Source organism: Sphingobium sp. B11D3A, from assembly GCF_025961695.1.
GTDB lineage: Bacteria > Pseudomonadota > Alphaproteobacteria > Sphingomonadales > Sphingomonadaceae > Sphingobium.
Genome location: NZ_JAOQOE010000001.1, coordinates 2245585 through 2270962, shown reverse-complemented (window position 1 = coordinate 2270962; position 25378 = coordinate 2245585). Strand labels below are relative to the sequence as shown.

19 protein-coding genes are annotated in these 25378 nt (G+C 60.5%); 9 read left to right on the top strand and 10 right to left on the bottom strand.

Features of this window, described 5'->3' with window-relative positions:
* Positions 1–2 precede the first annotated feature (2 nt).
* Positions 3–2954: a DUF2339 domain-containing protein gene (locus tag M2332_RS10780; protein WP_264574035.1), complete on the bottom strand. Its 2952-nt coding sequence runs from the start codon at positions 2952–2954 to the stop codon at positions 3–5.
* Between the two features lie 100 nt (positions 2955–3054).
* Here M2332_RS10780 and M2332_RS10775 point away from each other — a divergent pair, with 100 nt between their 5' ends.
* Entirely contained in the window at positions 3055–3657 is a 603-nt protein-coding gene (locus M2332_RS10775) for a TetR/AcrR family transcriptional regulator (RefSeq protein WP_264574034.1), read from the top strand.
* A 199-nt stretch (positions 3658–3856) separates the two neighbouring features.
* Here the strand turns inward: M2332_RS10775 and M2332_RS10770 are convergent, their stop codons facing one another.
* The 3 genes from M2332_RS10770 to M2332_RS10760 form a co-directional block, all read right to left on the bottom strand.
* Positions 3857–5614 (bottom strand): putative bifunctional diguanylate cyclase/phosphodiesterase, encoded by a 1758-nt coding sequence (locus tag M2332_RS10770; protein ID WP_264574033.1) that lies wholly within the window; start codon positions 5612–5614, stop codon positions 3857–3859.
* A gap of 223 nt (positions 5615–5837) precedes the next feature.
* Positions 5838–6158: a histidine kinase dimerization/phospho-acceptor domain-containing protein gene (locus M2332_RS16660; protein WP_181558473.1), complete on the bottom strand. Its 321-nt coding sequence runs from the start codon at positions 6156–6158 to the stop codon at positions 5838–5840.
* A 147-nt stretch (positions 6159–6305) separates the two neighbouring features.
* The gene (locus M2332_RS10760) at positions 6306–7304 is read right to left on the bottom strand and encodes a GlxA family transcriptional regulator (protein WP_264574032.1); all 999 of its coding nucleotides are present in this window, start codon (positions 7302–7304) and stop codon (positions 6306–6308) included.
* A gap of 417 nt (positions 7305–7721) precedes the next feature.
* Here M2332_RS10760 and M2332_RS10755 point away from each other — a divergent pair, with 417 nt between their 5' ends.
* Positions 7722–8162 (top strand): cupin domain-containing protein, encoded by a 441-nt coding sequence (locus M2332_RS10755; protein WP_264574031.1) that lies wholly within the window; start codon positions 7722–7724, stop codon positions 8160–8162.
* 357 nt (positions 8163–8519) lie between these two features.
* Here M2332_RS10755 and M2332_RS10750 read toward each other — a convergent pair whose 3' ends face one another.
* Positions 8520–10037, bottom strand: coding sequence for an SRPBCC family protein (locus tag M2332_RS10750; RefSeq protein ID WP_264574030.1), 1518 nt, complete (start codon positions 10035–10037; stop codon positions 8520–8522).
* Positions 10038–10128: 91 nt separating this feature from the next.
* Here M2332_RS10750 and M2332_RS10745 point away from each other — a divergent pair, with 91 nt between their 5' ends.
* A complete protein-coding gene (locus M2332_RS10745; RefSeq protein WP_264574029.1) occupies positions 10129–11022 on the top strand; it encodes a LysR family transcriptional regulator in 894 nt (297 codons plus the stop codon).
* Between the two features lie 266 nt (positions 11023–11288).
* Positions 11289–12188 carry a hypothetical protein gene (locus tag M2332_RS10740; protein WP_264574028.1) on the top strand — a complete coding sequence of 300 codons (900 nt, stop codon included), beginning with the start codon at positions 11289–11291 and terminating at the stop codon, positions 12186–12188.
* Here M2332_RS10740 and M2332_RS10735 read toward each other — a convergent pair.
* Complete coding sequence (locus tag M2332_RS10735) at positions 12097–13152, bottom strand: MarR family transcriptional regulator (RefSeq protein ID WP_264574027.1); 1056 nt, start codon at positions 13150–13152, stop codon at positions 12097–12099. The two genes, M2332_RS10740 and M2332_RS10735, sit on opposite strands and share 92 nt — an antisense overlap.
* A gap of 296 nt (positions 13153–13448) precedes the next feature.
* Between M2332_RS10735 and acnA the strand changes: the two genes are divergently transcribed.
* Both acnA and M2332_RS10725 read left to right on the top strand, forming a co-directional pair.
* Complete coding sequence (gene acnA / locus M2332_RS10730) at positions 13449–16124, top strand: aconitate hydratase AcnA (RefSeq protein WP_264574026.1); 2676 nt, start codon at positions 13449–13451, stop codon at positions 16122–16124.
* A 163-nt stretch (positions 16125–16287) separates the two neighbouring features.
* A complete protein-coding gene (locus M2332_RS10725) occupies positions 16288–16965 on the top strand; it encodes a DsbA family oxidoreductase (protein WP_264574025.1) in 678 nt (225 codons plus the stop codon).
* 29 nt (positions 16966–16994) lie between these two features.
* On the opposite strand, the gene M2332_RS10720 is transcribed toward M2332_RS10725, so the two are convergent.
* Both M2332_RS10720 and M2332_RS10715 read right to left on the bottom strand, forming a co-directional pair.
* The gene (locus M2332_RS10720; protein ID WP_264574024.1) at positions 16995–17801 is read right to left on the bottom strand and encodes a class I SAM-dependent methyltransferase; all 807 of its coding nucleotides are present in this window, start codon (positions 17799–17801) and stop codon (positions 16995–16997) included.
* Positions 17802–17888: 87 nt separating this feature from the next.
* Positions 17889–19391: a CpaF family protein gene (locus tag M2332_RS10715; protein WP_264574023.1), complete on the bottom strand. Its 1503-nt coding sequence runs from the start codon at positions 19389–19391 to the stop codon at positions 17889–17891.
* Between the two features lie 259 nt (positions 19392–19650).
* On the opposite strand from M2332_RS10715, the gene M2332_RS10710 reads away from it, so the two are divergent.
* The 3 genes from M2332_RS10710 to M2332_RS10700 are packed head-to-tail and all read left to right on the top strand — an operon-like array spanning position 19651 to position 23476.
* Positions 19651–20676, top strand: coding sequence for a glycosyltransferase (locus M2332_RS10710; protein WP_264574022.1), 1026 nt, complete (start codon positions 19651–19653; stop codon positions 20674–20676).
* Positions 20652–22343 carry a hypothetical protein gene (locus M2332_RS10705; protein ID WP_264574021.1) on the top strand — a complete coding sequence of 564 codons (1692 nt, stop codon included), beginning with the start codon at positions 20652–20654 and terminating at the stop codon, positions 22341–22343. Before M2332_RS10710 ends, M2332_RS10705 begins: the two co-directional genes overlap by 25 nt.
* Complete coding sequence (locus M2332_RS10700; RefSeq protein ID WP_264574020.1) at positions 22343–23476, top strand: glycosyltransferase; 1134 nt, start codon at positions 22343–22345, stop codon at positions 23474–23476. The genes M2332_RS10705 and M2332_RS10700 overlap by 1 nt, the downstream gene beginning before the upstream one ends.
* A gap of 27 nt (positions 23477–23503) precedes the next feature.
* Here the strand turns inward: M2332_RS10700 and M2332_RS10695 are convergent, their stop codons facing one another.
* On the bottom strand, positions 23504–23758 hold the full coding sequence (locus M2332_RS10695) for an ATP synthase F1 subunit epsilon (RefSeq protein ID WP_181561055.1): 255 nt from the start codon (positions 23756–23758) through the stop codon (positions 23504–23506).
* 149 nt (positions 23759–23907) lie between these two features.
* Positions 23908–25353 carry a F0F1 ATP synthase subunit beta gene (atpD, locus tag M2332_RS10690; protein ID WP_181561056.1) on the bottom strand — a complete coding sequence of 482 codons (1446 nt, stop codon included), beginning with the start codon at positions 25351–25353 and terminating at the stop codon, positions 23908–23910.
* Between the last annotated feature and the right edge of the window lie 25 nt (positions 25354–25378).

Sequence of the window (25378 nt, the reverse complement as noted above, 5' to 3'; positions counted from 1 at the left end):
CGTTAATTGGAGTCGCTGCGCAGGAAGCGGCTGTAGAGCCAGCCAACTCCGATCAGGCTGAACCCCAGAGCAAGGAACGAGAGGATACGCAGCAGCCCTTCGAGCCCGGACGCATCGATCAGGAAGACCTTCGCGATGGCAGCGAGCAGAAGGAGAAGCGAACCTGTGCGCCAGATTCGGTCCGCCCGCCGAATGCCCCAGCCAAGCCAGCCGATCGCCATGGCAATGGCCAGCACCGACCAGAGAATGCTCTCACTCTGTCCGATTGGCACGCCGACCAGAATGGTGCCGGTGAAGAACTGACGCAAACTTGAGAAGGCAAAGATGAGGATCACCAGCATGTCCCATGGCACACGCGCGCGTGCGATTTGACCATCCAGATCCGGCCGAACCAATTGGACGATTCGTGGGGCTGCGAACGCGATGGCGTAGCACGGCAGTAGCAGGTTCAGCAGCGGCCAGGCGCCCACACTCTGTTCGCTCCAGAGCGGATTGTGCAGGAGCATCGAATAAACGAGATTATGCGCGAGGCCGGCGCCGATGAGAAGGGTGGCGGCGACATGCTGCTGCTTTCTCCAGCGCCACAAGGCCAGGCCGGTGCCCATCAATAGCATCTGCCAAATCGTCCGCTCCGCCAGGCCCAGGGCAATGAAGTGCTGGCTATCATTGATCGCAAAGATCAGCTTGTAGAGGCAGTGAGCCCCGATCAGTGTGGGGATGCCGAACAGCAGCCAGGGCAGACGGGCCGGGCTGAGTTCCGCCTTGTCTCGCAGCATCCAGAAGGCCGAAGCGAGGAGGAATGCGGGTCCGACGAGGCCGCGAAGGACAAGACCGAGAGGTGGCAGATCGCTCGAAAAGACGGGGAAGCCGGCGAGCGAACCCATTCCCCGGATCAGCCACGCCCCCGACGGTGCGATCATCCACAGCATGACAATGGCGCTCAACGTCAGCATCGCCGATGCAAGGTCCCCCGGAAAATGGCGGCGTGCGATCAAGGCAAGGCCCAGGATGCAGGCGGCTACGACAGTGGCAAGCCAGGGTGCCGGCACGATCTGGGCGAGGAAGCCATAAACGAGGACGGCGGTCGCCGCCGACAGGGCCCGGCCCAGACTTTTGCCGGCGTTGTGCCACGCGAAAGCTCCCCCGACGAGGGCAAGACATCCCCAACGGAGCAGTGCCTGGGCGCTGTGGAGAGGGTCGACGGACGCTGTCAGTCGTTCCACCTCGCCATTTGCCAAGCCAGTACCGATGAGCAGCAGCACAGCGCCGGCGAGATAGACGAGCGCGCCGTTAGATATCCGCCGATCCTGCGAGAAAAGGGCGATCAGCAGAAGGCCAGCGGATACCGCCGCTATCGCGACAGGCTGTAGCCAGATGCTCACGCTAAAAGTCGCTGACCAGATCAGGATGAATCCCGAGGCGAGCGCAAGGACGGGGAAGCGCCAGTCATCCTGCCGGTCGGACGCGCGCCATCCGAGCGCAGCTCCCAGCGCGGGCAGCGCCGCGAATCCAACGCCCAGCAGCGCATTGCCTGTCTCGCTCGCGTCAAAGGGCTGGTGGAGCGTCACAAAATAGGCGCCGATGCCGATTCCAACGACTTGCCCGGCTTCAACAATGCCTCCCCCAGGCCTCCAGAGTCGCCACAAGGCTGGACCCCCGAAGATCAGGATGATGCCACCCATCACCGCAGTGAACAGGCCCAGGGGCGCCGCTGGCCAAAGATACGCCAGAAACAAGCTGATGCCGAGCGGCAGAGCCGTCATCGTCCGCAAGGTCGGCATGCGCTTGGTCAGCCAGAAGAATGCGAGGGACAGGAGCCCATAAAGTCCCCAGCTCAATCCATCATAGGCGCCCTGCGAGACAAGCAGGCCCAGTTGCAAGGCCGCCGCGGCGGCTGCAACCGCGCAGAGCACGACGCTGCGGTCCTCGCGGCCCGTTACGAGTGGCAAAGCGATGCCGAAGAGTAGAACGATAAGGCCGATCGAGAGCACCGAGAATTGGCTGAGCTCGCCCATGACAATCACAAGCGCAGACCAGCCCATCCCCCCGGCGAGTGCCATTGCGCCCAGCCAGAACCAGCGCTGGCGGCGGGACAGCAAGGTCAGGCTGCCGATAACCATCGCGAGATAGCCGCTCAATAAGGGAATGTTGGGCGCGCCACTCTGGATCAGGGCCGGTGTGGCTAGGCCGCCCAGCAGCGCGAGCACAGCGCAAGGCGCGCCAAACCGCAACGCCAGACCGATGGCCGCTGCGGTCGTGGCAGTCAGTCCCCCGAATGCCATGCCGGGCGAGATGAGATGATAGAGATTGCTGGCTGACAATATGGCGACATACAGGCTGCTGACGCCTGCGCCCGCGAGCGATTGCGCGACACGGTCATCTTGAACGAACCGCTCCATCTTCCTGGCGAACTCGGCAGCTGCGATCAGCGCTGAGCCAAAGATCAGGCCGAGGGTGACCCTGACCCAGGGAGAAAGCAGGCCCGCATCAATTGAATATTTCACGAGTAGAACAGCCGCGACAATCAGCGTGACACCGCCTGCCCAGATCGGTAGACGGCGACCGAACAGGTCTTCAAAGCTGCTGCTCTCCGGGCGATGGGCGGCTTGCTCCGGCACAGTCTCGTCAGGTTCGACTAGTGCCGCCGAAGAAATCTCCGCCGCCTCGCTCGAAGCAGGCGCAGGGTTATTCTCAAGCACGTCCAACGTGGCTGGCGAGGCGTCTTGTTCAGTAACAGCAGTGGGCTGTTCAAATGCCATTATGCGCGCTGGGCCGCGATACGACGCAGGATGATCAGACGTTGCATCATGGGCTGTTTTCGGCTCGGGTAGGTGTTCTTCCACCGGTCCGGCAGCCCATCGGCCAGCCTCTTTTTCAAGTCGAGTCAGCCGCTTGCGCGTATCTGCGAGAAGAGAACCCAGGATCAGAACAGCGATGAACAAGATCGTCGTCATGACGCTTCCCCCACTTCAATTGGGCCAGGGCTAACCCATAATTGAACGATGTGCAATTAATAAATTAGACGCCGTTCAATTAATTTCCTAAAGCTCGTTTATGGGCAGACGATCAGATCACGGCCGCGAAGAACTGGAAGCGCTCATTCTGGACTCCGCGCAGGGCTTGATGGAGGAAACCGGCTACAGCCGCTTTTCCGCGCGGGAAGTTGCCAAGCGGATCGGCTATTCGGTCGGAACGATCATGCACGTCTTCGGGAACGTCGACGGGCTGGTGCTGGCCGTCAACAGCCGAACCTTCACGCGGTGGGCGCAATGGCTGGAGGATCGCCTGCAGCATGCGTCGGGCGCTGCACGCATTCGATGTCTCGTAACAGGCTATTTCGACTTCGCAGAATCCAATCCCAATTTGTGGGCTGCGATCTACGAGCACCGCCTTCCAGAAGGCATGGAAATGCCGGAGACGCTGGCGGCGGAGCGCGTGCGGCTTACCACGATCATTGTGCGTGAGGTGGAAGCGATACTCCCCGATGAAGCGAAGGCCGACGCTGCTCGCCTGGCGCGCTCGCTGATCGCCACCGTTCATGGTCATTGCAGCTTCGCGCTGGGGGGAAGCTTTGCACTCATGGGAGAAACCGATCCGCTCAGCTTGGCCGAGGCCCGGGTGATTGAAGCCCTCAAGGCCCACGGTGCCAGCTTGTAAGCCATCGCGTTCGCCAACAAAGCGGTCGTTGGAAGCAAGGTTTCGGTGACCCAATAGCTGCCGCTCATTCAGGTGAGCATTACTCACCAAATGTGAAACGGTCAGGTGGCAAAGAAGCCATCGTCATATTTGTTCACAAATGGGCTGCGTCTTGTTCGCCTGCGAGGTGCACGATGGCATTGGGGGGCGCACATTCGCTTTAACTCTTAGACAGACGGTCCTCGCGCATTACAATTCCTTGATTGAGTAGGATTTCGAAGCGCTGTTCGTCGAGCGGCGGCGCGAAGAGGTAGCCTTGTCCCACCGAACAGCCCAGTGTCCGCATCATCACTCGATCGGCCTCAGTCTCAATGCCTTCCGCGACGACGCGCGCGTCGAGCGCCACTCCGAGCTTCACGATGCTTTCAACGATGACGTGCTTGACATGGTTGTGCGCCACTTCCCGCACGAAACTACGATCAATCTTTATCTCGCTGAGTGGAAACCGTTCGAGATAGCGTAGGTTGGAATAGCCCGTGCCGAAATCGTCGATCGAAATGCCGACCCCCAGGCGCCGCATATGTTCGAAGGATCGGCGTATATCGTCCGACTCAGGGGCCATCAGCTCTTCGGTAAGCTCCAGCGTCAGCCATTCGGCCTTGCACCCGGTTTCGTTGAGCACCTGTTCGACAAAGGCGACGACGTCCCTTCGCGTGAACTCCATCACCGACATGTTGAAAGCGAACCGGAGCGGTATCCGACGGTTTTGATTGACCCGCGCTGCATACGTCGCGAGCGTACGCAGGCCCCACGCTCCGATCTCCATCATGGTGCCGGTCTCTTCAGCAACGGCGATGAACCGGCCGGGTAGCTGGAGGCCGAATACGCCGTGGTCCCAACGGAGCAGAGCTTCAGCGCCGATCAGGTCACCGGATCGCAGATCGACCTGGGGCTGATAATGAAACAGCAGCTCGTCGTTGGAAACGGCGGATTGCAGTTCGTTCGCGAGCCGAATGCGATTACGCGCGTCTCGGTCATCTGCTTCCTCAAACGGATGGGGGCCGTGGTCGGGCGTCGCTTTGGATCGTTGCATCGCCGCACCTGCATGCCGGACCAGTAGAAGAGGATCGGTTCCGGCGAGCCCGACAGCGAAGCCAGCGGCAAACTGCACTGTAAGCGATGCGCCAGGCAGGACAAATCGGGGTCTCAGCAAGTCGAGGACCTCATTGACGATCTTGCCCGCACGGCTGGCATCATCGAGCGCGAAGGCCAGGATGAAGTTATTGCTGCCGACGCGAGCGATAGCCAGGGCTGGCACAACAGCCAGACGCGCTGTCGCCGAACGAAGCAGCGCATCACCGACATCGTATCCGAAACCGTTGTTGACGTCACGGAACCGCAGGACGTCGAGCTTGATGACCAGCAAGGCGGAGTTCGCCGACATTTCGATCTGTGCCAGCCGGTCGAGCAACCCATAACGATCCAGCAGTCCGGTAAGCCGATCGAGACCCGGTGCGTGCGTGACATCCCGGATCAGGCCCACGAAATGCGTGAGGTGCCCTAGGTAGTCCCGAAACGGCTCCAGACGCAAAGCATTGCGAAACATCGTTCCGTCCCGCTTGTAGTTGCGCAGTGTCACCGAGCAGGCGCGCGCCTCCGCAAGCGCAGCCCGTATTTCCGTAAGTTCCGGCTGCAACCGATCGCTTCCCTGGAGATAGCGGCAGTTCTTGCCGATGACTTCGTCAACAGAATAGCCAGTAATTTTTTCGAATGCTGGGTTTACCAGGACTATGGGCTGCCCCCGGAGGCGCATGTCCGCGACGAGCAGGCCATCGCTGACATGATCGAGCGCAAGTTTGGAAAAGAGCTCTGTTACACACTGGCCTCCGCGCCCACCGAGGAGGCGAGGCCATCGCAGCAACGGGGAACCAGTTCTACCGGGCTCCACGATCGTGCCGTCGGCCGCATCGGGAGTCATCTCGCAAACAGGCTTTCGAGTTTCATCGCGATGAGCGCGTAAAGATCAGATCTCATCCCATGCCTCCGTGCTAGAGGATGATGCCGTGGTGCCGACGTTTCAATTTCAGCGGCGCGGCGTTTCGAGACAAATCGACGCCAGTTTCGTCGGGGTACGGCAAACGTCTCGTGGCCTGGTCGAGCGGGTCACCAAGCTGCGATATCCGGTAAAGATATTTTTGGATTTACGTGTCGCTCTGAGGTGCGGGCGAAGACGCGTCGTCAGCAAGCGGAGGCATCTGACATGCAGCCTGAAGGCTACTTTCTATGAGGCGAAGATGCGCCAGGACCGTATTTTGCAGCTCGCTGCATGCCGACACGATTGCAGAGGCATATTCCTGCTGGGTTGCCCCAAGGTTTCCATCGAGCTTGAGAAGCTCAGCAAATCCCGTGATGTGGGTGAGCGGTGTCCTGAGATCATGCGACAAAGTGTGGAAGTAGGTATCGAAAAGAGAGTCCTTGCGGAGCGGAACATTTTGCCATTGCTCAACAGCGTTTTGTATCATTTGCTGAAATCTCCACGCTGGGGTGGCGAGACTGCCGCGCTTTATGTCTTTTCACTTATCGTGAGCCTACGGGAACGAGTTGCCATCGCCTCTTGGCACCACGATGTCGTCCCGCAGCGCTGTTTTCAACTTCGCTGATGCGACCATTCAGGACAGAATAGCGGCTCTTTCGACGTTGATCGGCTCTCCGCCTCCGCTGCTGTGAAAGCGCATGCGGTACTCTACGGGCGTGACGCCCATCCTGCGCAGGAATGCCCGTCTGAGCGTGGTCGTCGAGCCGAACCCGGCAGTGTAGGCAATCGCTTTTATCGGAGCGGAACTTTCTTCCAGCAGTCGTCGCGCAATATCGATCCGGGTCAATTCGACATATGCGATTGGATTCATGCCGAGTTCGGCGCGGAACAGCCTGGAGAGATGGCGCGAGCTTACGCCAGCAATCTTTGCAAGGGTTGCAAGGCTCAGCTTCGCGCGGGGATGTTCGAGGATGTGAAGTCTTATCTTGTCGATCGGGCTGTTGGAAACAGTTTGTGCGGTCAACAGTGCGCTGAATTGCGACTGACCGCCGGGTCGCTTCAAGAAGACGACCAGCCGCCGTGCCACCCAAAGCGCCAGTGCCCGCCCGTGATCCTCCTCGATCAACGAAAATGCGAGGTCTATCGCTGCGCTTACCCCTGCGGAGCTGAACACTGGTCCGTCGCGCACGAAGATGAGGTCGGGTTCTACCAAAATGTCCGGAAAGTCGGCGGCAAGGCGTGCAGCATACTCCCAGTGGGTTGTCGCACGACGACCCGCCAGCAATCCCGCATGAGCCAGCAAGAAGGCCCCGGTGCACGTCGATCCGTGACGCCGGGACTGCCGTGACTGCTCCCGCAACCACTCATTAACTGCTTCGCTTTGGGGCGACGGGACGCCATATGGCCCTGCTACAATCAAAGTGTCGCACGGCTCTGTCTCGTCGTAGATGCTGGCGTCAGGCAGATAAACGATGCCGGAGGCGCTTTGCTCCGGCATGCCCCGTTCTGTCACCAGCTTGACGCGATAGCGATTACCGGACCCCATTTTGCAATTCGCTTCAAACAGCGCGTCTCGTACACCGGCTATTTCCAGCAGATGAACGTTGCTTGGGGCAAAGATTGTGACGAGCATGGCCTGAAGCGCTCCGCGGCGACGCAAGATCACCGATCAGAAACACGATACGCCTCGGGTGCTCAATTACCTACAACAATGGGGTCTGTCAGAGCAAATGCAGCTGCGGATGTCCGAGCGGCGCAGCTCGACATAGCATGTCAGCTTCTGCTGCCGTTACCCATGGCAGAGCATAGCTCTTTTAATCCCTTGAACTCAGCCAGCGCGCACAGATACGACCGACTTCGCCGCCAAAGCAGTCATTCAGACGGAAGAACTCACCTCCTAATAGCTGCCGGTGGTTCAGCTTGGGAGTTTGACCGCTTTGAGACGTACCACGCGCTCTTTCATTTTGAGGCGGGTAGACGATGACCGGAACTATTGTGCGCCCGTAACCACCGTGTAAAAATTGCCTCAGATCAATTGGGGAGTATCGGAATGAAGGCGTCGGCATGGGGATTGCTCGGCCTCGGACTCATTTTAGGCTACTCGGCGCCGCATTGGCTTGGGGATGCCGCCCACGCGGCTGCACCGGGCGCGAAAGCGGCTTGCCCGTGGAGGCCTGAGCTCGACGCGGTCCGCGCCGCGCCAGACAATCACAAAGTCTTATTGGAGAATGATCGGGTACGGGTGTTGGACGTCACCGTCTTGCCCGGCCAGCGTGAGCCGCTGCATGCGCACTGTAACGCGAGCGTCCTGTATGTCATGCAGCGAGGCGCCCTTCGCGAGCGCAATGGAGAGGGCCGCATTGTCCGCGACGAGGCTGCGGCGCCCGCTGCCCTTCCGATAACACAATGGCATGCAACTGAGGCGCCCCATTCGGTCGAAAACCCCGGCACTGTCCCGATCCGCATCCTTCGAGTTGAGTTGAAGGAATGAACGCCAAACTGGCATCTGTTTTCGGTCAGCAGGATCCCTCGGCGCCCGGGAGGTGGGGCCCACACCAGGTGGCATCCATCAAGGTTCCCTTGGCCTCCAATTCGAAGGAACTGGATTCCGGCAGGTCCGTGCGGTCCAACGGCCAGGCCATGGTGTCTGCAACATAGGACAGATACGTCCACAAAGGCTCACATCCGTGCCGGGTTTCGAATGTCGTTGGGACCGGCGCCCGGCAGTCACGAGTGACGCCGGGCCGTTAGCTAACGACCGGCCTAGGACGGCGATGGCTGCAATCAGTGTGGAACCTTCTCACAGGCAGCAAGCGAGCCGGTTGCAATCTCAAGTCGGCGGTATCACTCAATGAGACGGTCTCTCAGACCGGGCTTCGCTTGTCGCCTTAAGGCGCGTGAGCCAATCCTGTAAGGCGCGATCAAGCATCGGCTGCAGCGTCACGGCGTTCTTGTTTACAACGTTCCCGCTCCAAGATTCCTCGGTACGCACGCGAACCCCGCCGTTGGTTCGGATGAACTCCCATTTGTGCACGGCATCGATGCCCTGGGCGGGGCCAGTCCAGACGATGCGGCGCATCGGGATGAGTTCCTGCACAGTCGATGTGATCTTCAGTCCGCCTTCTTCCCACTTGAAGGCTGAGCCAGCTTTGAGTTCGCCATCAAGATGTGCAGCGGTGACCGTTGGTCGCCACTGCGTCCATGCCGATATGTCAGTCTGCACGGCCCAAACGGTTTCGACCGGGGCAGCAATGAATATCTCGTTGCGCGAAATGACTGGCGCTGCCGTGTCGATATGATTCACCCGTGCTTGGCCGGGTGAAGACGGCGCACCGATGGCAAGAGCGGCCGCGAGTGCCAGCGCGGTGCCAACCGGGACTGCACTGGTTGTCGCTTTGGCCGGCGCGAGACAGCCCAATCCGTCCAGCGCGGATTCCACGGCTTCATCGAGCGGGGTATGCGGCTCCGCTCCGAGGACGGATTTCAGCTTATCGTTACTCATGCGCACCGGCTCCCGCCATAGGTAGCGCATCTCACGCAACTCGCGGAAAGTCGTCACGAAGGGCGAGGCGAGTGTGAGCAGCCACCATGGGAACGCGCGCAGTTTTGGCGTGTCGCCGCCGCGCCGGGCCGCAACGCGGCGGATGGCATTGGCCATCTGCGCGCCATCGGCGTCCCAGTGCCCCGCCATGTGAAACACTGCGAACGGCTCCAATGAGTCACGGCGCGCGAGCAATTCCACCATCGTGCGCGCTACATCCGGAAGATAAGACCACTGGTGCCCAACGCCGGTCCGGCCAGGAAGGTTGACAGCATTCACTGTTTGCCCTGGCTTGACCAGCCCTTGTGAAAACCAGCTGTTGCCAGGTTTTGGGCCAAAAAAGTCACCCGCGCGAACGAGGATTGCGCGCACATTGCCGGCGGTTGCCAGGCGCAGACGCTGCTCCAATTCGACGCGGATCGCGCCCTTGCGGGTCAGCGGGCGCTGGGGTGAGTCTTCGCGCAACTCCGGGAAGGCGTCCGGACCGAAGTTATAGACCGTGCCGGGCAGCACGATGGTGGCGCTTTGAGCTGTCGCTGCGGCGATGGTGTTGTCGAGCATAGGCAGCACGAGTTCCGCCCAATGACGGTAGCCCGGAGGGTTCACCGCGTGCACGATCACTGAGCAGCCCCGTGCCGCTCCCATCACGTCATCGCGATTGAGCGCGTCGCCCCCAATCCAGGTAATGCCATCGCGTACGGTGGTGTTCTGTTGGCCACGCCTGAGCGCGCGCACATCCCAGCCCGCATCGCGAAGCTGGCAGGCAACCTCGCCGCCTATGCCGCCCGTGGCGCCCAATACCAGTGCTGTGTTGTTCTTCCTCACCTCACTTCTCCTCTAGCTGATGGCCAAAGGATGCCCGCAACAAAGATCATATAGAATTGCTGAAATATCTCTATCTGCTAGAAGACTTTTTATGAGCAATAACATCGACTGGGACCATCAGCGTGCGTTCCTCGCCGTGTTCGAGGAAGGCAGCCTATCCGGTGCGGCGCGGCGCCTTGGCGTTGCACAGCCTACGGTGCGTGCACGTATCGCTGCGCTGGAGCAGACGCTCCGCACGGTCCTCTTCACGCGTTCGGTCAATGGCCTTGCGCCGACCGAGGAGGCCCGTGCTCTCGCCGACGCTGCCCGGGCCATGGCGCGTGCCTCCGAAGCGTTTGTGCGCACTGCATCGGCGCCCCCAGGTGAGGTCGCGGGCGTGGTGCGGCTCAGCGTGTCGGAGTTTGTGGGCATCGAGGTGCTGCCGCCCATGATTGCGAGCCTGCGCCAGAAGCATCCGCGCATTGCCATTGAACTGTCTTTGAGCAACGTGTCGGCCGATCTGCTGGAGCAGGAGGTCGATATAGCCGTGCGAATGCATCCGCCTCGGCAGGGCGCGCTCGTCGCCAAGAAAGCCGGGTCAATCGCGCTAGCCCTATTTGCCCATAATGGCTATCTGGCCCGCAGGGGAATACCGCAGAGCCTTGAGGATTTGGATAAACATGATTTCATCGGGCCCGATCGCTCTGGCCCGGATCTGCAGTTCGCCGCGACGCTCTTTCCTGCCTTTCGTCGTGATTATTTCGCGGCGCGGACCGACAGCCATCCGGCGCAACTTGCACTCGCCCGGGCGGGCCTCGGTATAGCCGTCGTGCAGCGGCCCGTCGGTCTGGCCGATCCGCGTCTTTCTCAAGTGCTGCCAAATCTCGAAATCGGTATGCTCGACACATGGATCGTGACTCATGAAGACCTGCGCGATGTGCCTCGCATTCGGGCCGTCTTCGATCACTTGGCATTGGCGTTTACAAGTTTTGCCCGATCGGCTTGAGATCCGACCGGGGCATCGCGAAGCTTCTAGTGTCTGATGGCAGCTAGCATTTCTAAATTAGCTGCTTCCGCCAACAAAGCGGTCATTCGGCCGCTCGAAACGGTTACCTGAAATCTGCCGTTCGTTCATCAGGCCGCCGCGGGATATCTTTCGACCGAAGTGGAAGTTAGTTGTCACTTAGAAATGCAATCTCGACCGCCCGGTTTCCTAAAAACCCGACATTCACACGCCAATAGTGATCGATTAAGACATGAGCAAAGCTGGCCGTGAAGAAGTCGACGGCTTCAACCCATCTGACCGACGATGGAAAGAAGATCAACATGTTCGCTTATATCGATGAAACCGGGAATACAGGCGCGAGGCTGCTAGACGAGGCGCAGCCGTTGTTCATGACTGCGGCGCTGTTGACGCGTTCGGACTTCGACGTCCGCTTCGCCAACGACATCCGTGCAATTGCGCAGGTGTACGGCGCGGATGAGATCCACGCAGCAGTTTTGGGAATTGGACGACTCGAGAGCATCGCGAAAGACCTGCTCAAGGTGATCCGTAAGGCTGGACCAGCCTTCGCGATAGCGCGGGTCGAAAAGAGTTACGTCGTAGCAACCAAGGTTTTCGACACCCTGTTCGACTCCTTTGAGAATAAGGCGGTGCCTTGGCACGCTTATAATATGCCGGCGCTGCGTATGCCGCTGGTGTTCAAGATCGCCTATATTCTCGACGATAGGGCGGCAGTCGCCTTCATCGATGCCTTGATGGAGAAGAATGATCAGCGCGCTTGGTCAAAGATGGCCGATTTTTGCCGTCTAATCCTGCCGCGGATCGTCGATATTCCTGACGCCCGCTCGCGCGAAATCGTTACAAATGCTCTAGAATGGGCCGCCGCGAACCCCGAGGCGCTCCAATTCGTCCATTCGGACAAGGTCGGCCGTAAAAGCCATCTTCCTAACATCATTGGGTTCGGCAACCTTCTCGGTGCGATAGAGAAACAATCCGGGATTTGGGAGCAGCATCGTGACGGTTCGTCCGCCACAGGCGCCCCTTATCGGTCGCTATGGGGGCGGGTCAAGCTGTGCTTCAACGCGGCGGCGCCAGAAGCCCGCCCCTGCGGCGCACTTTGTCGACCCATTGCATGGCCGCGTCCGCCGTCTCGTCGGTCAGGTCGATGAATACCCGCCGCCCATCGGTGGGATCAGCAAGCCGGACCAGGATTTTGCGCTCGGTCAGCTGCGTGATCCAGCGCAGCGCCGTGGTCGGCGGAACGGCAGCGGCAATGCAGAGGCTCGAAACCGAAACGCGCTGGCCGGCAAGGCGGGCCGCCAGCAGGTCCAACAGCATGTCCCAGGCGGGATCGGCGAACAGGTCCGCCGGCAGAAACTCGTCGCGGAGCCGCCGCGCCCGGATGAGGGCGCGGATCTCCGCGGCACTGGCGCGGCTTTCGATCGGCGACCGCTCCGCCATGGCCGGCTGGGCTGGGACCGCTGCGACCTGAGGCTTTTGTGTGGAAGGCGGCGGGGAAAGCGCCTGTCCGCTTTGCGATGTCGAACCCGCTAGCGACGAGGCAGGCTTGGCGCTGCCGGACAGTCGCTCGAGCGTCTGGGCGAGCCGGCGGACTTCCTCGCTCAGTCTCTCCAGCCGAACGCCCTCCCCGTCCCCGGCGATATCGCGCATCGTCGCAGGTCCAGACGTCATCGGGCGCAGCCCGGCGGAGACGAGCATCGTGACGATGTCCGCAAGACTGGGGTCGCACAAGACCTCGGCCTCGACGCCTTCGAGAAGCGCAAAAGCGCGCTCGAGGGAAGCCAGATCGACGAGCACACAGACGCGGCGCCCCTTCAGCATGACTTGTGGCGCCAAGGGATGCTCCAGCCAGTCGTGGGCCTCCTCACCCCTTAGATCGAGCAGCAGCAGATCGGGCACGGTCGAGACCGCCGACCAAAGAAGGGCCGTGAGGCTTGTAGACCCGATGCATTGCAGTCCCGCGCGCTCTGCAGCCCGCGCCAAAAAGTCACCTGCCGGGCGATCCCCTCCCACCAGGACCGTGGGCTGCTCCAACGCTTCGCACAGCATCTGGTCGAGCCGGGGCGCAAAGCTTGCATCATAACGCGGGTTGTCATCGAAGCCTGTTAACATTTCGAGCCTCAATTGCTTGATCTGGCACCAATATGCGCCATTCGATTAACCTTTTGAACCAGTTTTGTTCCATTTTGGATGAATTGGCTGTCCCGCCACCAATCCAGTCCTATCGGCACCGAGCCGGGGCGCCACGTCCGCGCTCTGATTGGCCCGGCCCGCGCTCGCGCTCCCGTTGACAGGTCGCATTGAACCGTTATGGCCCAACCGATCAAAACGCCCTGCGCTGCGACCGCACTGAACGGCTAGAACCATGCGGAGTGCCAGCCACTGATATTTTTCGAGGAGACCCGCTGATGACCGCGATCGGACAGGATACGCTTGGCACGCGCGACACACTGGATGTCGGTGGCAAGCGCTATGGCTATTACTCGCTGGCGAAGGCCGCCGCGAAGCTCGGCGATTGCTCGCGCCTTCCCTTCTCGATGAAGGTGCTGTTGGAGAACATGCTCCGCTTCGAGGATGGCGTCACCGTCACCACCAATGATGCGCAGGCGGTCATCGACTGGCTCAAGAACCCCACGGCCTCCAGCAACGAGATCCAGTATCGCCCCGCGCGCGTGCTGATGCAGGATTTCACCGGCGTGCCCTGCGTGGTCGACCTCGCCGCGATGCGCGATGCGATGAACGCGCTCGGCGCTGACGCCAGCAAGATCAACCCGCAGGTGCCTGTCCACCTCGTCATCGATCACTCGGTCATGGTCGACGAGTTCGGCACGCCCAAGGCGTTCGAGGACAATGTCGCGCTGGAATATCAGCGCAACGCGGAGCGCTACGACTTCCTGAAATGGGGGTCCAAGAGCCTCGACAACTTCAAGGTCGTTCCTCCCGGCACCGGCATCTGCCATCAGGTCAATCTGGAGCATGTCGCGCAGGCCGTGTGGACCTCGGTCGATGCCAATGGCGAGACGGTCGCCTATCCGGACACCTGCGTCGGCACAGACAGCCACACGACGATGATCAATGGCCTGGGCGTGCTCGGCTGGGGCGTCGGCGGCATCGAGGCCGAAGCGGCGATGCTCGGCCAGCCGGTTTCCATGCTCATTCCCGAGGTCGTCGGCTTCAAGCTGACCGGCACGCTGGCCGAGGGCATCACCGCCACCGACCTCGTGCTCACGGTTACGCAGATGCTGCGCGCCAAGGGCGTCGTGGGCCGCTTCGTGGAGTTCTATGGCCCCGGCGTTTCGGCGCTCAGCCTCGCCGACCGTGCGACCATCGCCAACATGGCGCCGGAATATGGCGCGACCTGCGGCTTCTTCCCGATCGACGGCAAGACGCTCGATTACATGCGCCTCACCGGCCGTGACGAAGACCAGATCGCGCTGGTCGAGGCCTATGCCAAGGTGCAGGGCTTCTGGCTCGACCCCGAAGCTGCCGACCCCATCTTCACCGACACGCTGGAGCTGGACATGGGCTCGGTCGTGCCCAGCCTCGCCGGCCCCAAGCGCCCGCAGGACAAGGTGATCCTCACGCAGGTGGACGAGGTCTTCAACGCCGACCTCGCCAAGGTCTACAAGAAGGATGCCGCCGTGCGCGTGCCCGTCGAGGGCGCGGCGCATGACATTGGTGACGGCGACGTTGTGATCGCCGCGATCACCAGCTGCACCAACACCTCCAACCCGAGCGTCCTCGTCGCCGCCGGTCTGGTCGCCAAGAAGGCCACCGAAAAGGGCCTCAAGCCCAAGCCGTGGGTGAAGACCAGCCTCGCACCCGGCTCGCAGGTGGTCACCGACTATCTCGAGAAGGCGGGTCTCCAGACCTATCTGGATGCCGTCGGCTTCAATCTCGTCGGCTATGGCTGCACGACCTGCATCGGCAACAGCGGCCCGCTCGCCGATCCGATCAGCAAGGCGATCAACGGCAACGACATCGTCGCGGCGTCAGTCCTCTCGGGCAACCGCAACTTCGAAGGCCGCGTGAGCCCGGATGTGCGCGCCAACTTCCTGGCCTCCCCGCCCCTCGTGGTTGCCTATGCGCTCAAGGGCACGGTCACGACCGATTTTGTCGAAACGCCGATCGGCCAGGGCAGCGATGGCACGGATGTCTATCTCAAGGACATCTGGCCCTCGAACGAGGAAGTCCGCTCGGTGATGGAAGGCGCGCTCACCCGCGACATGTTCCAGAGCCGCTATGCCGCCGTTTTCACCGGCGACGAGCGCTGGCAGGCGATCGACGTGACCGGCTCGGATACCTATGCGTGGCGCGCCGGCAGCACCTATGTCGCCAACCCGCCCTATTTCGAGGGCATGGAGATGACGCCCGCGCCGGTCGCCGACATCATCGACGCTAAGCCGCTCGCCATCTTCGGCGATTCGATCACCACCGACCACATCTCTCCGGCCGGCTCGATCAAGGCGGCCAGCCCGGCCGGCCAGTGGCTGCAGGAGCGGCAGGTCGCACCCGCCGACTTCAACAGCTACGGCTCGCGTCGCGGCCATCATGAGGTGATGATGCGCGGCACCTTCGCCAACATCCGCATCAAGAACCTGATGCTGGACGGCGTGGAAGGCGGCATGACCAGCTATGCCGGCGAAGTGATGCCGATCTATGACGCAGCCATGAAGCATGAGGCCGACGGCACGCCGCTCGTCGTCATCGCCGGCAAGGAATATGGCACCGGCTCCTCGCGCGACTGGGCGGCCAAGGGTACGCGCCTGCTCGGCGTGCGTGCGGTCGTGGCCGAGAGCTTCGAGCGGATCCACCGCTCCAACCTCGTCGGCATGGGCGTACTGCCGCTGCAGTTCCCCGAGGGCACGAACCGCGAGACGCTGGGCCTCAAGGGCGACGAGAGCTTCACCATCCGCAACGTCGCCGGCCTCAAGCCGCGCCAGACGGTGACGGTGGAAGCGCGCCGCGCGGACGGCACCAGCTTCACCTTCGAGGCGCTGTGCCGCATCGATACGGTGAACGAGCTGGATTACTTCCTCAACGGCGGCATCCTGCCCTACGTGCTGCGCAAGCTGGCGGCCTGAGGTTCAAGGGACCGGGCACGCTGACCCGATCGATATCGAGAAAGGGGCGATGGACGATGGTCTGTCGCCCCTTCTTCATGTGCCAGAGGCGGCGGTAGACAGGCCCTCGCCGGGGTTGTGCTCCCCCTCCCCTCCGCTACATTCGTCGCGATCAGGAGAGACCATGACCCGCACCCTCAGAATAGACTTCGTATCCGATATTGCCTGCCCCTGGTGCGTGCTGGCCCTGCTCGGGCTTGAAGAGGCGATCGATCGCCTGGCGGGTGACGTGGATGTCGACCTGCATTTCCAACCGTTCGAGCTCAGCCCAGATATGGCGCCGGAGGGACGCACTGTCGTCGATCATCTTGCGCAGGCTTATGGATCAACGCCCGACGAGATCCTCCAGCGCCGCGCCGTGGTGAGCGATCGCGCCGCCGCTTTGGGCTTCGACATGAAGACCTCGCTGGAGACGCGCGTCTACAACAGCTTCAATGCCCATCGCCTGATGCATTGGGCAGGGCTGCAAGGCCGGCAGCCGGCCCTCGCGCGCGCCTTGTTCGAGGCTTATCACAGCCGCAACGAGAATATCGCGACCGCTGACGTGCTCCTCGACGCCGCCGAGAAAGCCGGGCTGGACCGGGATTCAGCAAGTGCGGTGCTCGACTCGGATGAATATGCCAATGACGTGCGTCAGGCCGCATATCTCTGGCAGACCCGCGGCGTGACAGGCGTGCCGGCAGCGATCATCGACGGTCGCTACCTGATCTCCGGCGCGCAGCCCGCCGAGGCCTATGAGCAGGCGTTACGCCAGATCGCCGCACAGGCCCCATCAGACGGCAACCCGCCCGCCCCCGCATAAAAGATGGGGGCTGCGCGGGGCCGCGCCGCTTAGCCGGGCTTGCGGAACCGCAACGTCATGCGGTCGCTTTCGCCCACCGCCAGATATTTGTCCCGATCGACCGCACCATTGCGCAGGGTCGGCGGCAGCGTCCAGACGCCGGTGGCCCAGTCCGCCGTGTCACGCGGGTTGGCGTTCACGTCAGAGCTTGCCTCCAGCACGAAGCCGGCATCCTCCGCCAGCTTGCGCACCGTCGAGACTTTCAGATAGCCGCTCGTTTTCTCGGCCGCAGTGTCGCGGTCTTCGGGCAGGCGATGATCGACCACGCCCAGCACGCCACCGGGCTTGAGCATCCGGAAGAACTGGCCGAAAGTCTCGCCGCCATTGCCGCGCATGACCATATTGTGGACGTTGCGGAAGGTGAGCACGGTATCCGCCGCGCCATCCGGCACTTCGGTCAGCTCGACCAGCTTCACCCCGCCATAGAGCGCAGGATTGGCCTCGATCAGCTTCTGTGTGGACTGGCGCCCCTGCCCGCCGGGCTGGACGCCATAATAGGTGCCGCCGCCCTTGGCCGCCAGAGGCGCAAGAATCTCAAGATACCAGCCACCGGAGGGGAAATATTCAACGACGGTCTGATTACCACTCACGCCGAAGAAGCTCAGCGTTTCGGCCGGGTGGCGATATGTATCGCGGGCAACATTGCTGGCGGTGCGGGTCGGCGCAGCGACGGCAGCGGCGATGTCCGGCTTGATAGTGACGGCTGCCTCGGTGGCCGCCAGAGCCGCAGCGGTGGCGACGGCACTGCCAGCCAGCAGAAACGCACCGGCGAGCATGAGGGATGTCCTGAAAGGCATGGGGTGTCTCTCCGTGAGGGGCGTTATGCGGCAAGATGTCGCAAGCCCGGACGGAGCGCAACCCAATGACGGACGAACGCGCTGCCCTTAGAGGCAGGCTTCGAGCAACGCCTGGTCGAAGCCGAAGCCGCGCGCCTTCTCCAGCGTATAGGGACGCAGGCCCATCGAGCGATATTCGCCGATGATCCGCCCGTCCGCATCTTCATCCAGATATTCGAACTTGAACAGCTCCTGGGTGACGATCACGTCGCCCTCCATGCCGATCACCTCGGTGACGTTGGTCACCCGCCGTGAGCCATCGCGCAGGCGCTTCACCTGCACGATCAGGTCCACCGAATCGGCGATCTGCTTTGAAATGGCTTCCTTGGGGATCTTGATGTCGCCCATCAGGATCATGTTCTCCATACGGCCGAGGCACTCGCGCGGGCTGTTGGAGTGGAGCGTACACATGGAGCCATCATGGCCGGTGTTCATGGCTGCGAGCAGATCGAAACACTCCGCGCCACGAATTTCGCCCAGAATGATGCGGTCCGGGCGCATACGCAGGGCGTTCTTGACGAGATCGCCGATGGTGATCGCCCCCTGCCCTTCCAGGTTCGGCGGCCGGGTTTCGAGCGGCAGCCAGTGCGGCTGCTGAAGACGCAGTTCCGCCGCGTCCTCGATGGTGATCACGCGCTCGCCCGGATCGATCATCTTGGAGAGGGCATTCAGCATCGTCGTCTTGCCCGAGCCGGTGCCGCCCGAAATCACGATGTTGAACCGGCAGGCCCCGGCGATCTTGAGCGCCGTTGCCATCTTGTCGGACATCGAGTCGCCCCGCGCCATGATGTCCAGCGTGATCGGCTTGGCGGCGAACTTACGAATCGAGATCGCCGTGCCGCGCAACGAGAGCGGCGGTACGATCACGTTGACGCGGCTACCGTCCGGCAGGCGGGCGTCCGCCAGCGGCGTGGTCTGATCGACCCGGCGGCCGACCTGATTCACGATGCGCTGGGCGATCTGGAACAGATGCTCCTCATCGCGGAAATGAATCTGCGCGAGCTGCAGCTTGCCCTTCTTCTCGATGTAGGTCTGGGCCGGGCCGTTGACCATGATGTCGCTGATATCCGGGTCGGCCAGCAACTCCTCGAGCGGCCCGAACCCGAGCAGCTCATCAACCAGCACCTTCTCCAGTGCAAACTGCTCGCGCCGGTTGAGCGTGAGCTTGAGCTGCGCCAGCACCTCCATGATGATCGGCCGGAATTCCTCGGCCAGCTCATCCTTGGTCAGCGTCGCGGCCGCCTCCGGGTCCACCCGTTCCAGCAAGCGCGGCAGCACCTGCTCCTTAATGCGATGGACGTTGGCCTCGAACCCCTGCGAATGATCGGTCTGCGCATGCTCGGAATTCATCCGCTCATTGAGGCGCCCGAGCGCATCGGCGTGACGATCGGGGGTGGGGTTGGCCGGAAGATCGGCCGGTACGGGTTCTGGCGATGGCGGGACCGATGGCGCGGGACTTGACTGCGAAGAGACGCCCGGCCCGTGCATAGGCCGCGCCAAGCCAAAGGACGATTTGCCGCCCAATCCGCTCTTTCGTCCAAATGCGTTCATGATGTCTGCTCAGTTATCTCAGGATGCATACCCGGAGGCATTCGACAGACAGAACTAGGCGGAAAACTTTGAGAAATGGATAATAGGGTCCCGGGTAGACGTCACTCAGAGACAGGTTCAACAGGGCCATACGCGAACTTGGATCAAATATTAACCATCAGGCCTTAGGGCGCGATGAATGATCATCGAGGTCTAATTGCAGATTTCAAATCATCTCAACCGACGCCGGACGACCCGCAGCCCGTTAAGGAGCAGGCAAGTGAAACTGATCATCCAGATTCCCTGCTACAACGAAGCCGAACATCTGCCTGCAACGCTGTTGAGCATTCCCCGTCAGATCACCGGCGTGGATTGCATCGAACTGCTTATCATAGACGATGGAAGCCATGACAACACGAGCGACATCGCGCTCCGCTTCGGCGTCCACCATATTGTGAAGCACCGAACCAACCGGGGTCTTGCCGCTGCATTTCAGACCGGACTCAATGCTGCTTTGAAGGCAGGCGCTGACATAATTGTCAACACGGATGCCGACGGCCAGTATGAGAGCAATGATATTGCCGCGCTCGTAGAGCCCATTCTAAAGGGTCAGGCCGACATCACGATTGGCGATAGAGGCGTTGCGAACAACGCGCATTTCAGCCTCGTGAAACGACATCTGCAGAAGCTCGGTAGCGCGGTTGTCCAAAGATTAGCACGCACGCACATCCCCGATGCCGTGAGCGGCTTTCGCGCACTAAGTAGAGAGGCCGCTCAACGCATCGCGATTACCAGCGAATTTTCCTACACTACCGATATGCTCATCCAGGCGGGTCGGAAACGGCTCGGAATCGTCAGCGTGCCTGTCCAGACCAACCGTACGCTCCGGCCGTCGCGCCTGTTTCGTAATATTCCCCAGTTCATCGTCAGCACTGGCACGACGATGGTGCGGGCCTACACAATGTACAATCCGCTACGAGTGTTCCTGATTGCGGGAGTGGCGTGCGCTGTCATTGGTGCTCTGCCTATCGTGCGCTTTCTCTACTTCGCCTTGATCGGCGAGACCGCTGGACACATCCAGTCTCTGATACTGGGCGGAGCACTGCTTGTCCTTGGCGTGGTGGCGGGAATGTTAGGCGTTCTCGCGGACCTCATCGCCGGTAATAGAAAACTTCTGGAAATGACATTGGAGCACGTGCGCCGGCTCGAGCATCAGTTCGGCACAAATAGTTCCTCAGCGAACCCTTCGTCCCTTCAAGGGGATGAAAAATATACGGTAGGATGGCCAAGAAAGCGAAGGCTGTGAAAATTCAAGATCGTCGCGATCGGTTTTCATTTATACCGGTCCTGCCAATTCGCTCTTTCTCCGCTTTCTCACCATTAGTCGGAATTATTTTCGTCCTAGTTCTACAAGCGACTATGGTGTTTCGGCGCGCCATCAACTGGGATTCATTCTGGCACTTCCACCTAGCCAACTTGCTTAATGAGGGCGTCCTCTACACGCCATTGCAGACCTACTTTATACGGCTGTTTAGCTGGGCAACTATGCTGCCAGGAACTGCGGTTGATCAGTTGATCGTCGTCCGCATGTTTATGTTCGGTTGCGAAATTATTGTTGCGGCCGCAATCGCGCTGCTCGCAAGGCGTTTTACAAATCTGTCGACTGGACTGCTCGCAGCGCTGTCATATTTGTCAGTCGGCTTTGTGCTTCAGCATGGCTTTTCTTTCCGAGCGGACCCCGGTCTGGCAGCGTTGGCGATGTCTGCTCTAGTCCTGCTGGCATGCAGTCCCTTTCGAGGCGTCTGGGTCGCAATTTTCGCAGTTCTTCTGGCACTAGCGTCAATGTTCAGCATCAAAATTATTTTGTACGCGCCGGCTTTTGCCGGCATTGCCTGGCTGCGCTGGCGTGAAGCCGGGTACGAAAAAGCATTCTTGTTTCGTTTACTGATAGCAGGGGTACTGACCGTTGGATCATTTGCACTACTCTTCGGCTATCATTCCACCGCTGGTGTTACGGTCGAGGTGGATAGCCAGACAGTACTCTCTCGTTCAGCCCAAAAAATGTTCGTGCTTGGGCTGCCCCCTTATTGGATGATGGCAATCAAGTTTGCAGCCCTCTCTGTTCCTTTCTTCATCATGATGATTCTATTCCCCCTCGCGATCCGAAAGTCCCAACTTTCTCTTTCTGAAAAAATAGCCATATTTGGTCTATTCTTACCAGTCATTACGCTAGCATTTTATCACAATACCGCGCCTTATTATTACGTATTCATGTTGGCGCCTGTCGCCGTTGCGTGTGCGCTTCCAGTTGCCATGGTCGCTAGGCGCTATGGCGTCTCACTCGTAACGGCGCTGTTTGTCCTGTCTGCTTCCCTCGTATGGGCTCAGGAAGACTTCACTGTGATAGACCGCCAAAGAAGCGTCCTCCTTGCCGCCAACGAAATTTTTCCTGAGGAGATCGCTTATTTCGATTTCTGCGGCATGTTGCCTAAGCACCGGAAAGCTAACATCTTCATGACTCCGTTCATGATGAACTTCTATCGCGAGGGGAGTATACCTTCAATGGTCGATACCATGCGTAAAGAAGTCGTGCCATTAGTTATCGAAAATGATTCTATGTTTACCCAGGTTTTGCGAACAAGGCAGCCGATAACACAGTTTCTCCCCGCCGACGCGACTGCGTTACGAGAAACCTACGTGCATTTCTGGGGGCCGTTTTGGGTCGCAGGAAGATATATTCCTGCAGGGACCGAGGATTTCAAAGCTGAGTTTCGTGTTCCGGGTCTTTATGTTTTAAGCGGTGGTGCGGTCTTATTGGATGGAAAACGTTTGAACCCAGGATCGGCGGTCCGAATTGATCGCGGCATGCATGAACTGACATCGTTAGGGGGAGCGGCGCTCCTTCGCTGGGGCAAAGACTTACGTCTGCCCGCCTCAGCAGCGCCGCCGCAGCCACTTTGGGTCTATTTCTGATGAGCGACGCCTTTTCGGTCCCGCGTTTCGTTGCTTGGGGTAGTTACGATCGCGGAAAGCCGCGAGTTCGGTTGCTTCTTGCCGCCTTGGGCAAACGGCAAGTTCTTGCTGCGCAGATCAATGTCGACATTTGGAAAGGCATTGAGGACAAGTCAGTGGTAGGCTGGTTAAAGCTTGCCAAATCAGCTTTGCGCCTCGTCCTCGGATACCCGATAGCATTATGGCGGCTTTTACGCCGACCCCGTGATGAACACGTCTTGTTGCTGTATCCCGCTATCATAGACATCTTCGTGGTATGGCCGCTCGCACGCCTTCGTAGTCAGACCATTGTATTCGATGCCTTCATACCGCTTTACGATACGTTAGTGAATGATCGGGATAAGGTTAGGGGAAACGGGCTAGCGGCGAGACTGCTTTGGAATATCGAGAAAGCTGGCCTTTTGCTCGCTGACTTTATCTTAGTAGATACGGATCAACACGGTGACTACTTCTCAGATAAATTTTGTCTTCGTCGAGACAAGTTCATAACGGTTCCCGTCGGGGCTGAGCCCGCTTTCTGGACTTCTCGGCTCCGGGCTTCATCAAGCAAGATTCCGAATTTGCCCAAACAGTATGTTTTGTTTTATGGCCAGTTTATTCCCCTCCATGGTATTTCCACCATTTTCTCTGCTGCTCTTCTGGCCAGAGACGCATCCATACATTGGCTAATAATCGGATCTGGGCAGGAGGAAGCCAAGGCTCGATCCTTCATCACGAAGCACGCGCTCCCTAATCTGACTTGGCTCCGTTGGGTCGATTACGCAGCGCTGCCAGATATCATTCGGAACGCAACGGTGTCGTTGGGTATTTTCGGGATCAGCGGAAAGGCGTCGCGGGTTATTCCGAACAAAATGTATCAGATATTGGCCGCCGGCGGCGCGATCATCACGCGCCAAAGTCCGGCGGTCGCTGCCTTAGCGCTCAATTTTCCAAACGCTATCCATCTCGTTCCTCCCGGAGATGCACGAGCTCTTGCTGATATCGTATTGAAGACCTGCGCTCAGCGTCGCGGCGATCCTGTGCCGCTAGCTGCCCGTAATTTCTTGTCGCCAGACAGAGGCATTGAGACGCTTATGAAAAAGCTGATGGAGTGAGGCCGCCACAAGTCAGGCGATCCTCGCTCAACCAGCCTTCTCAGCAAGCACCGTCAGGCCAGCTTCGCTCACTTCCGCAAAGCCCCCTTCGACCATGATCACGCGTGGCTCAGCGCCGTCGCGGTCGTAGACCTTGAGGGCGCCGTCCTTGACGGTGGACATGAAGGGCGCGTGGCCTTCCAGCACGCCGAATTCGCCCTCGGTGCCGGGCACGACGACCATGTGGACGTCCTGCGAGAGGACGAGCTTCTCAGGGGTCACGAGTTCGAAGTGCAGTGCCATGGTCTTCTCTCCCCCCTCACATCGGAGGGGTAAAGGGTGGAATGGTCCCGCCGGCTGAACATACCCGGCGCCGACCCTGTTTCGATTGCGCCTCGCGAGGGAGCGCCAGCGCCTCCCGCCATTGGCGAAAGGCGCTTCAAGCCGTCAGATCAGGCTGCTTCCGCCGCCAGCTTCTTGCCCTTCTCGATGGCTTCGTCGATGCCGCCGACCATGTAGAAGGCTGCCTCGGGCAGATGGTCATACTCACCGTCGACCACGGCCTTGAAGCTCTTCACCGTGTCTTCGATCTGGACGAACTTGCCCGGAATGCCAGTGAACACCTCGGCGACGTGGAACGGCTGCGAGAGGAAGCGCTGGATCTTGCGCGCACGGGCGACGGTGAGCTTATCCTCTTCCGACAACTCGTCCATGCCCAGGATCGCGATGATGTCCTGCAGCGACTTGTACTTCTGCAGCGTCTCCTGAACGCGGCGGGCCGTGTCGTAATGCTCCTGGCCCACGACAGCGGCGGTCAGCACGCGGCTGGTCGAGTCGAGCGGGTCGACGGCCGGGTAGATGCCCAGCTCCGAGATCGCGCGGTTGAGCACAGTCGTGGCGTCAAGGTGCGCGAAGCTGGTGGCCGGCGCAGGGTCGGTCAAGTCGTCTGCCGGCACGTAAATGGCCTGCACCGAGGTGATCGAACCCTTGTTGGTCGAGGTGATGCGCTCCTGCAGCGCGCCCATGTCGGTCGCGAGCGTCGGCTGATAGCCCACGGCCGAAGGAATACGGCCGAGCAGAGCAGACACTTCCGAGCCGGCCTGCGTGAAGCGGAAGATGTTGTCGACGAAGAAGAGCACGTCCTGCCCTTCCTGGTCGCGGAAATACTCGGCGATCGTCAGGCCCGAGAGCGCGACGCGCGCGCGGGCGCCCGGGGGCTCGTTCATCTGGCCGAACACCAGCGCCACCTTGGAGCCTTCCGGCGTCGGGTTGCCGTCGGCATCCTTGGCGATAACGCCGGCATCGAGGAACTCGTGATAGAGATCGTTGCCTTCGCGCGTGCGCTCGCCGACGCCGGCGAACACCGAGGTGCCGCCATGGCCCTTGGCGATGTTGTTGATCAGCTCCTGGATGAGCACAGTCTTGCCCACCCCGGCGCCGCCGAACAGGCCGATCTTGCCGCCCTTGGCATAAGGTGCGAGCAGATCGATGACCTTGATGCCCGTCGCCAGAATGCTGGTCTCGGTCGACTGGTCGACGAACTCCGGTGCCTTGGCGTGGATCGGCGCGGTGGTCGCGGCATTCACCGGGCCACGCTCGTCGATCGGCTCGCCAATCACGTTGAGAATGCGACCGAGCGTCATCGGGCCGACCGGCACCGAGATCTGCGCGCCGGTGTCGACCACGTCCTGACCGCGGGTCAAACCGTCGGTGGCGTCCATGGCAATCGTGCGCACGGTGTTCTCGCCCAGATGCTGCGCCACTTCGAGCACCAGCCGCTGGCCGTTATTGTCCGTCTCGAGCGCCGAGAGAATCGCCGGGAGCCGATCCTCGAAGATCACGTCGACGACGGCGCCGATCACCTGGCTGATCTTGCCGACATTGTTGGTGGCTGCCATGTCTCTGCTTCCTTGCCTGCTTGTC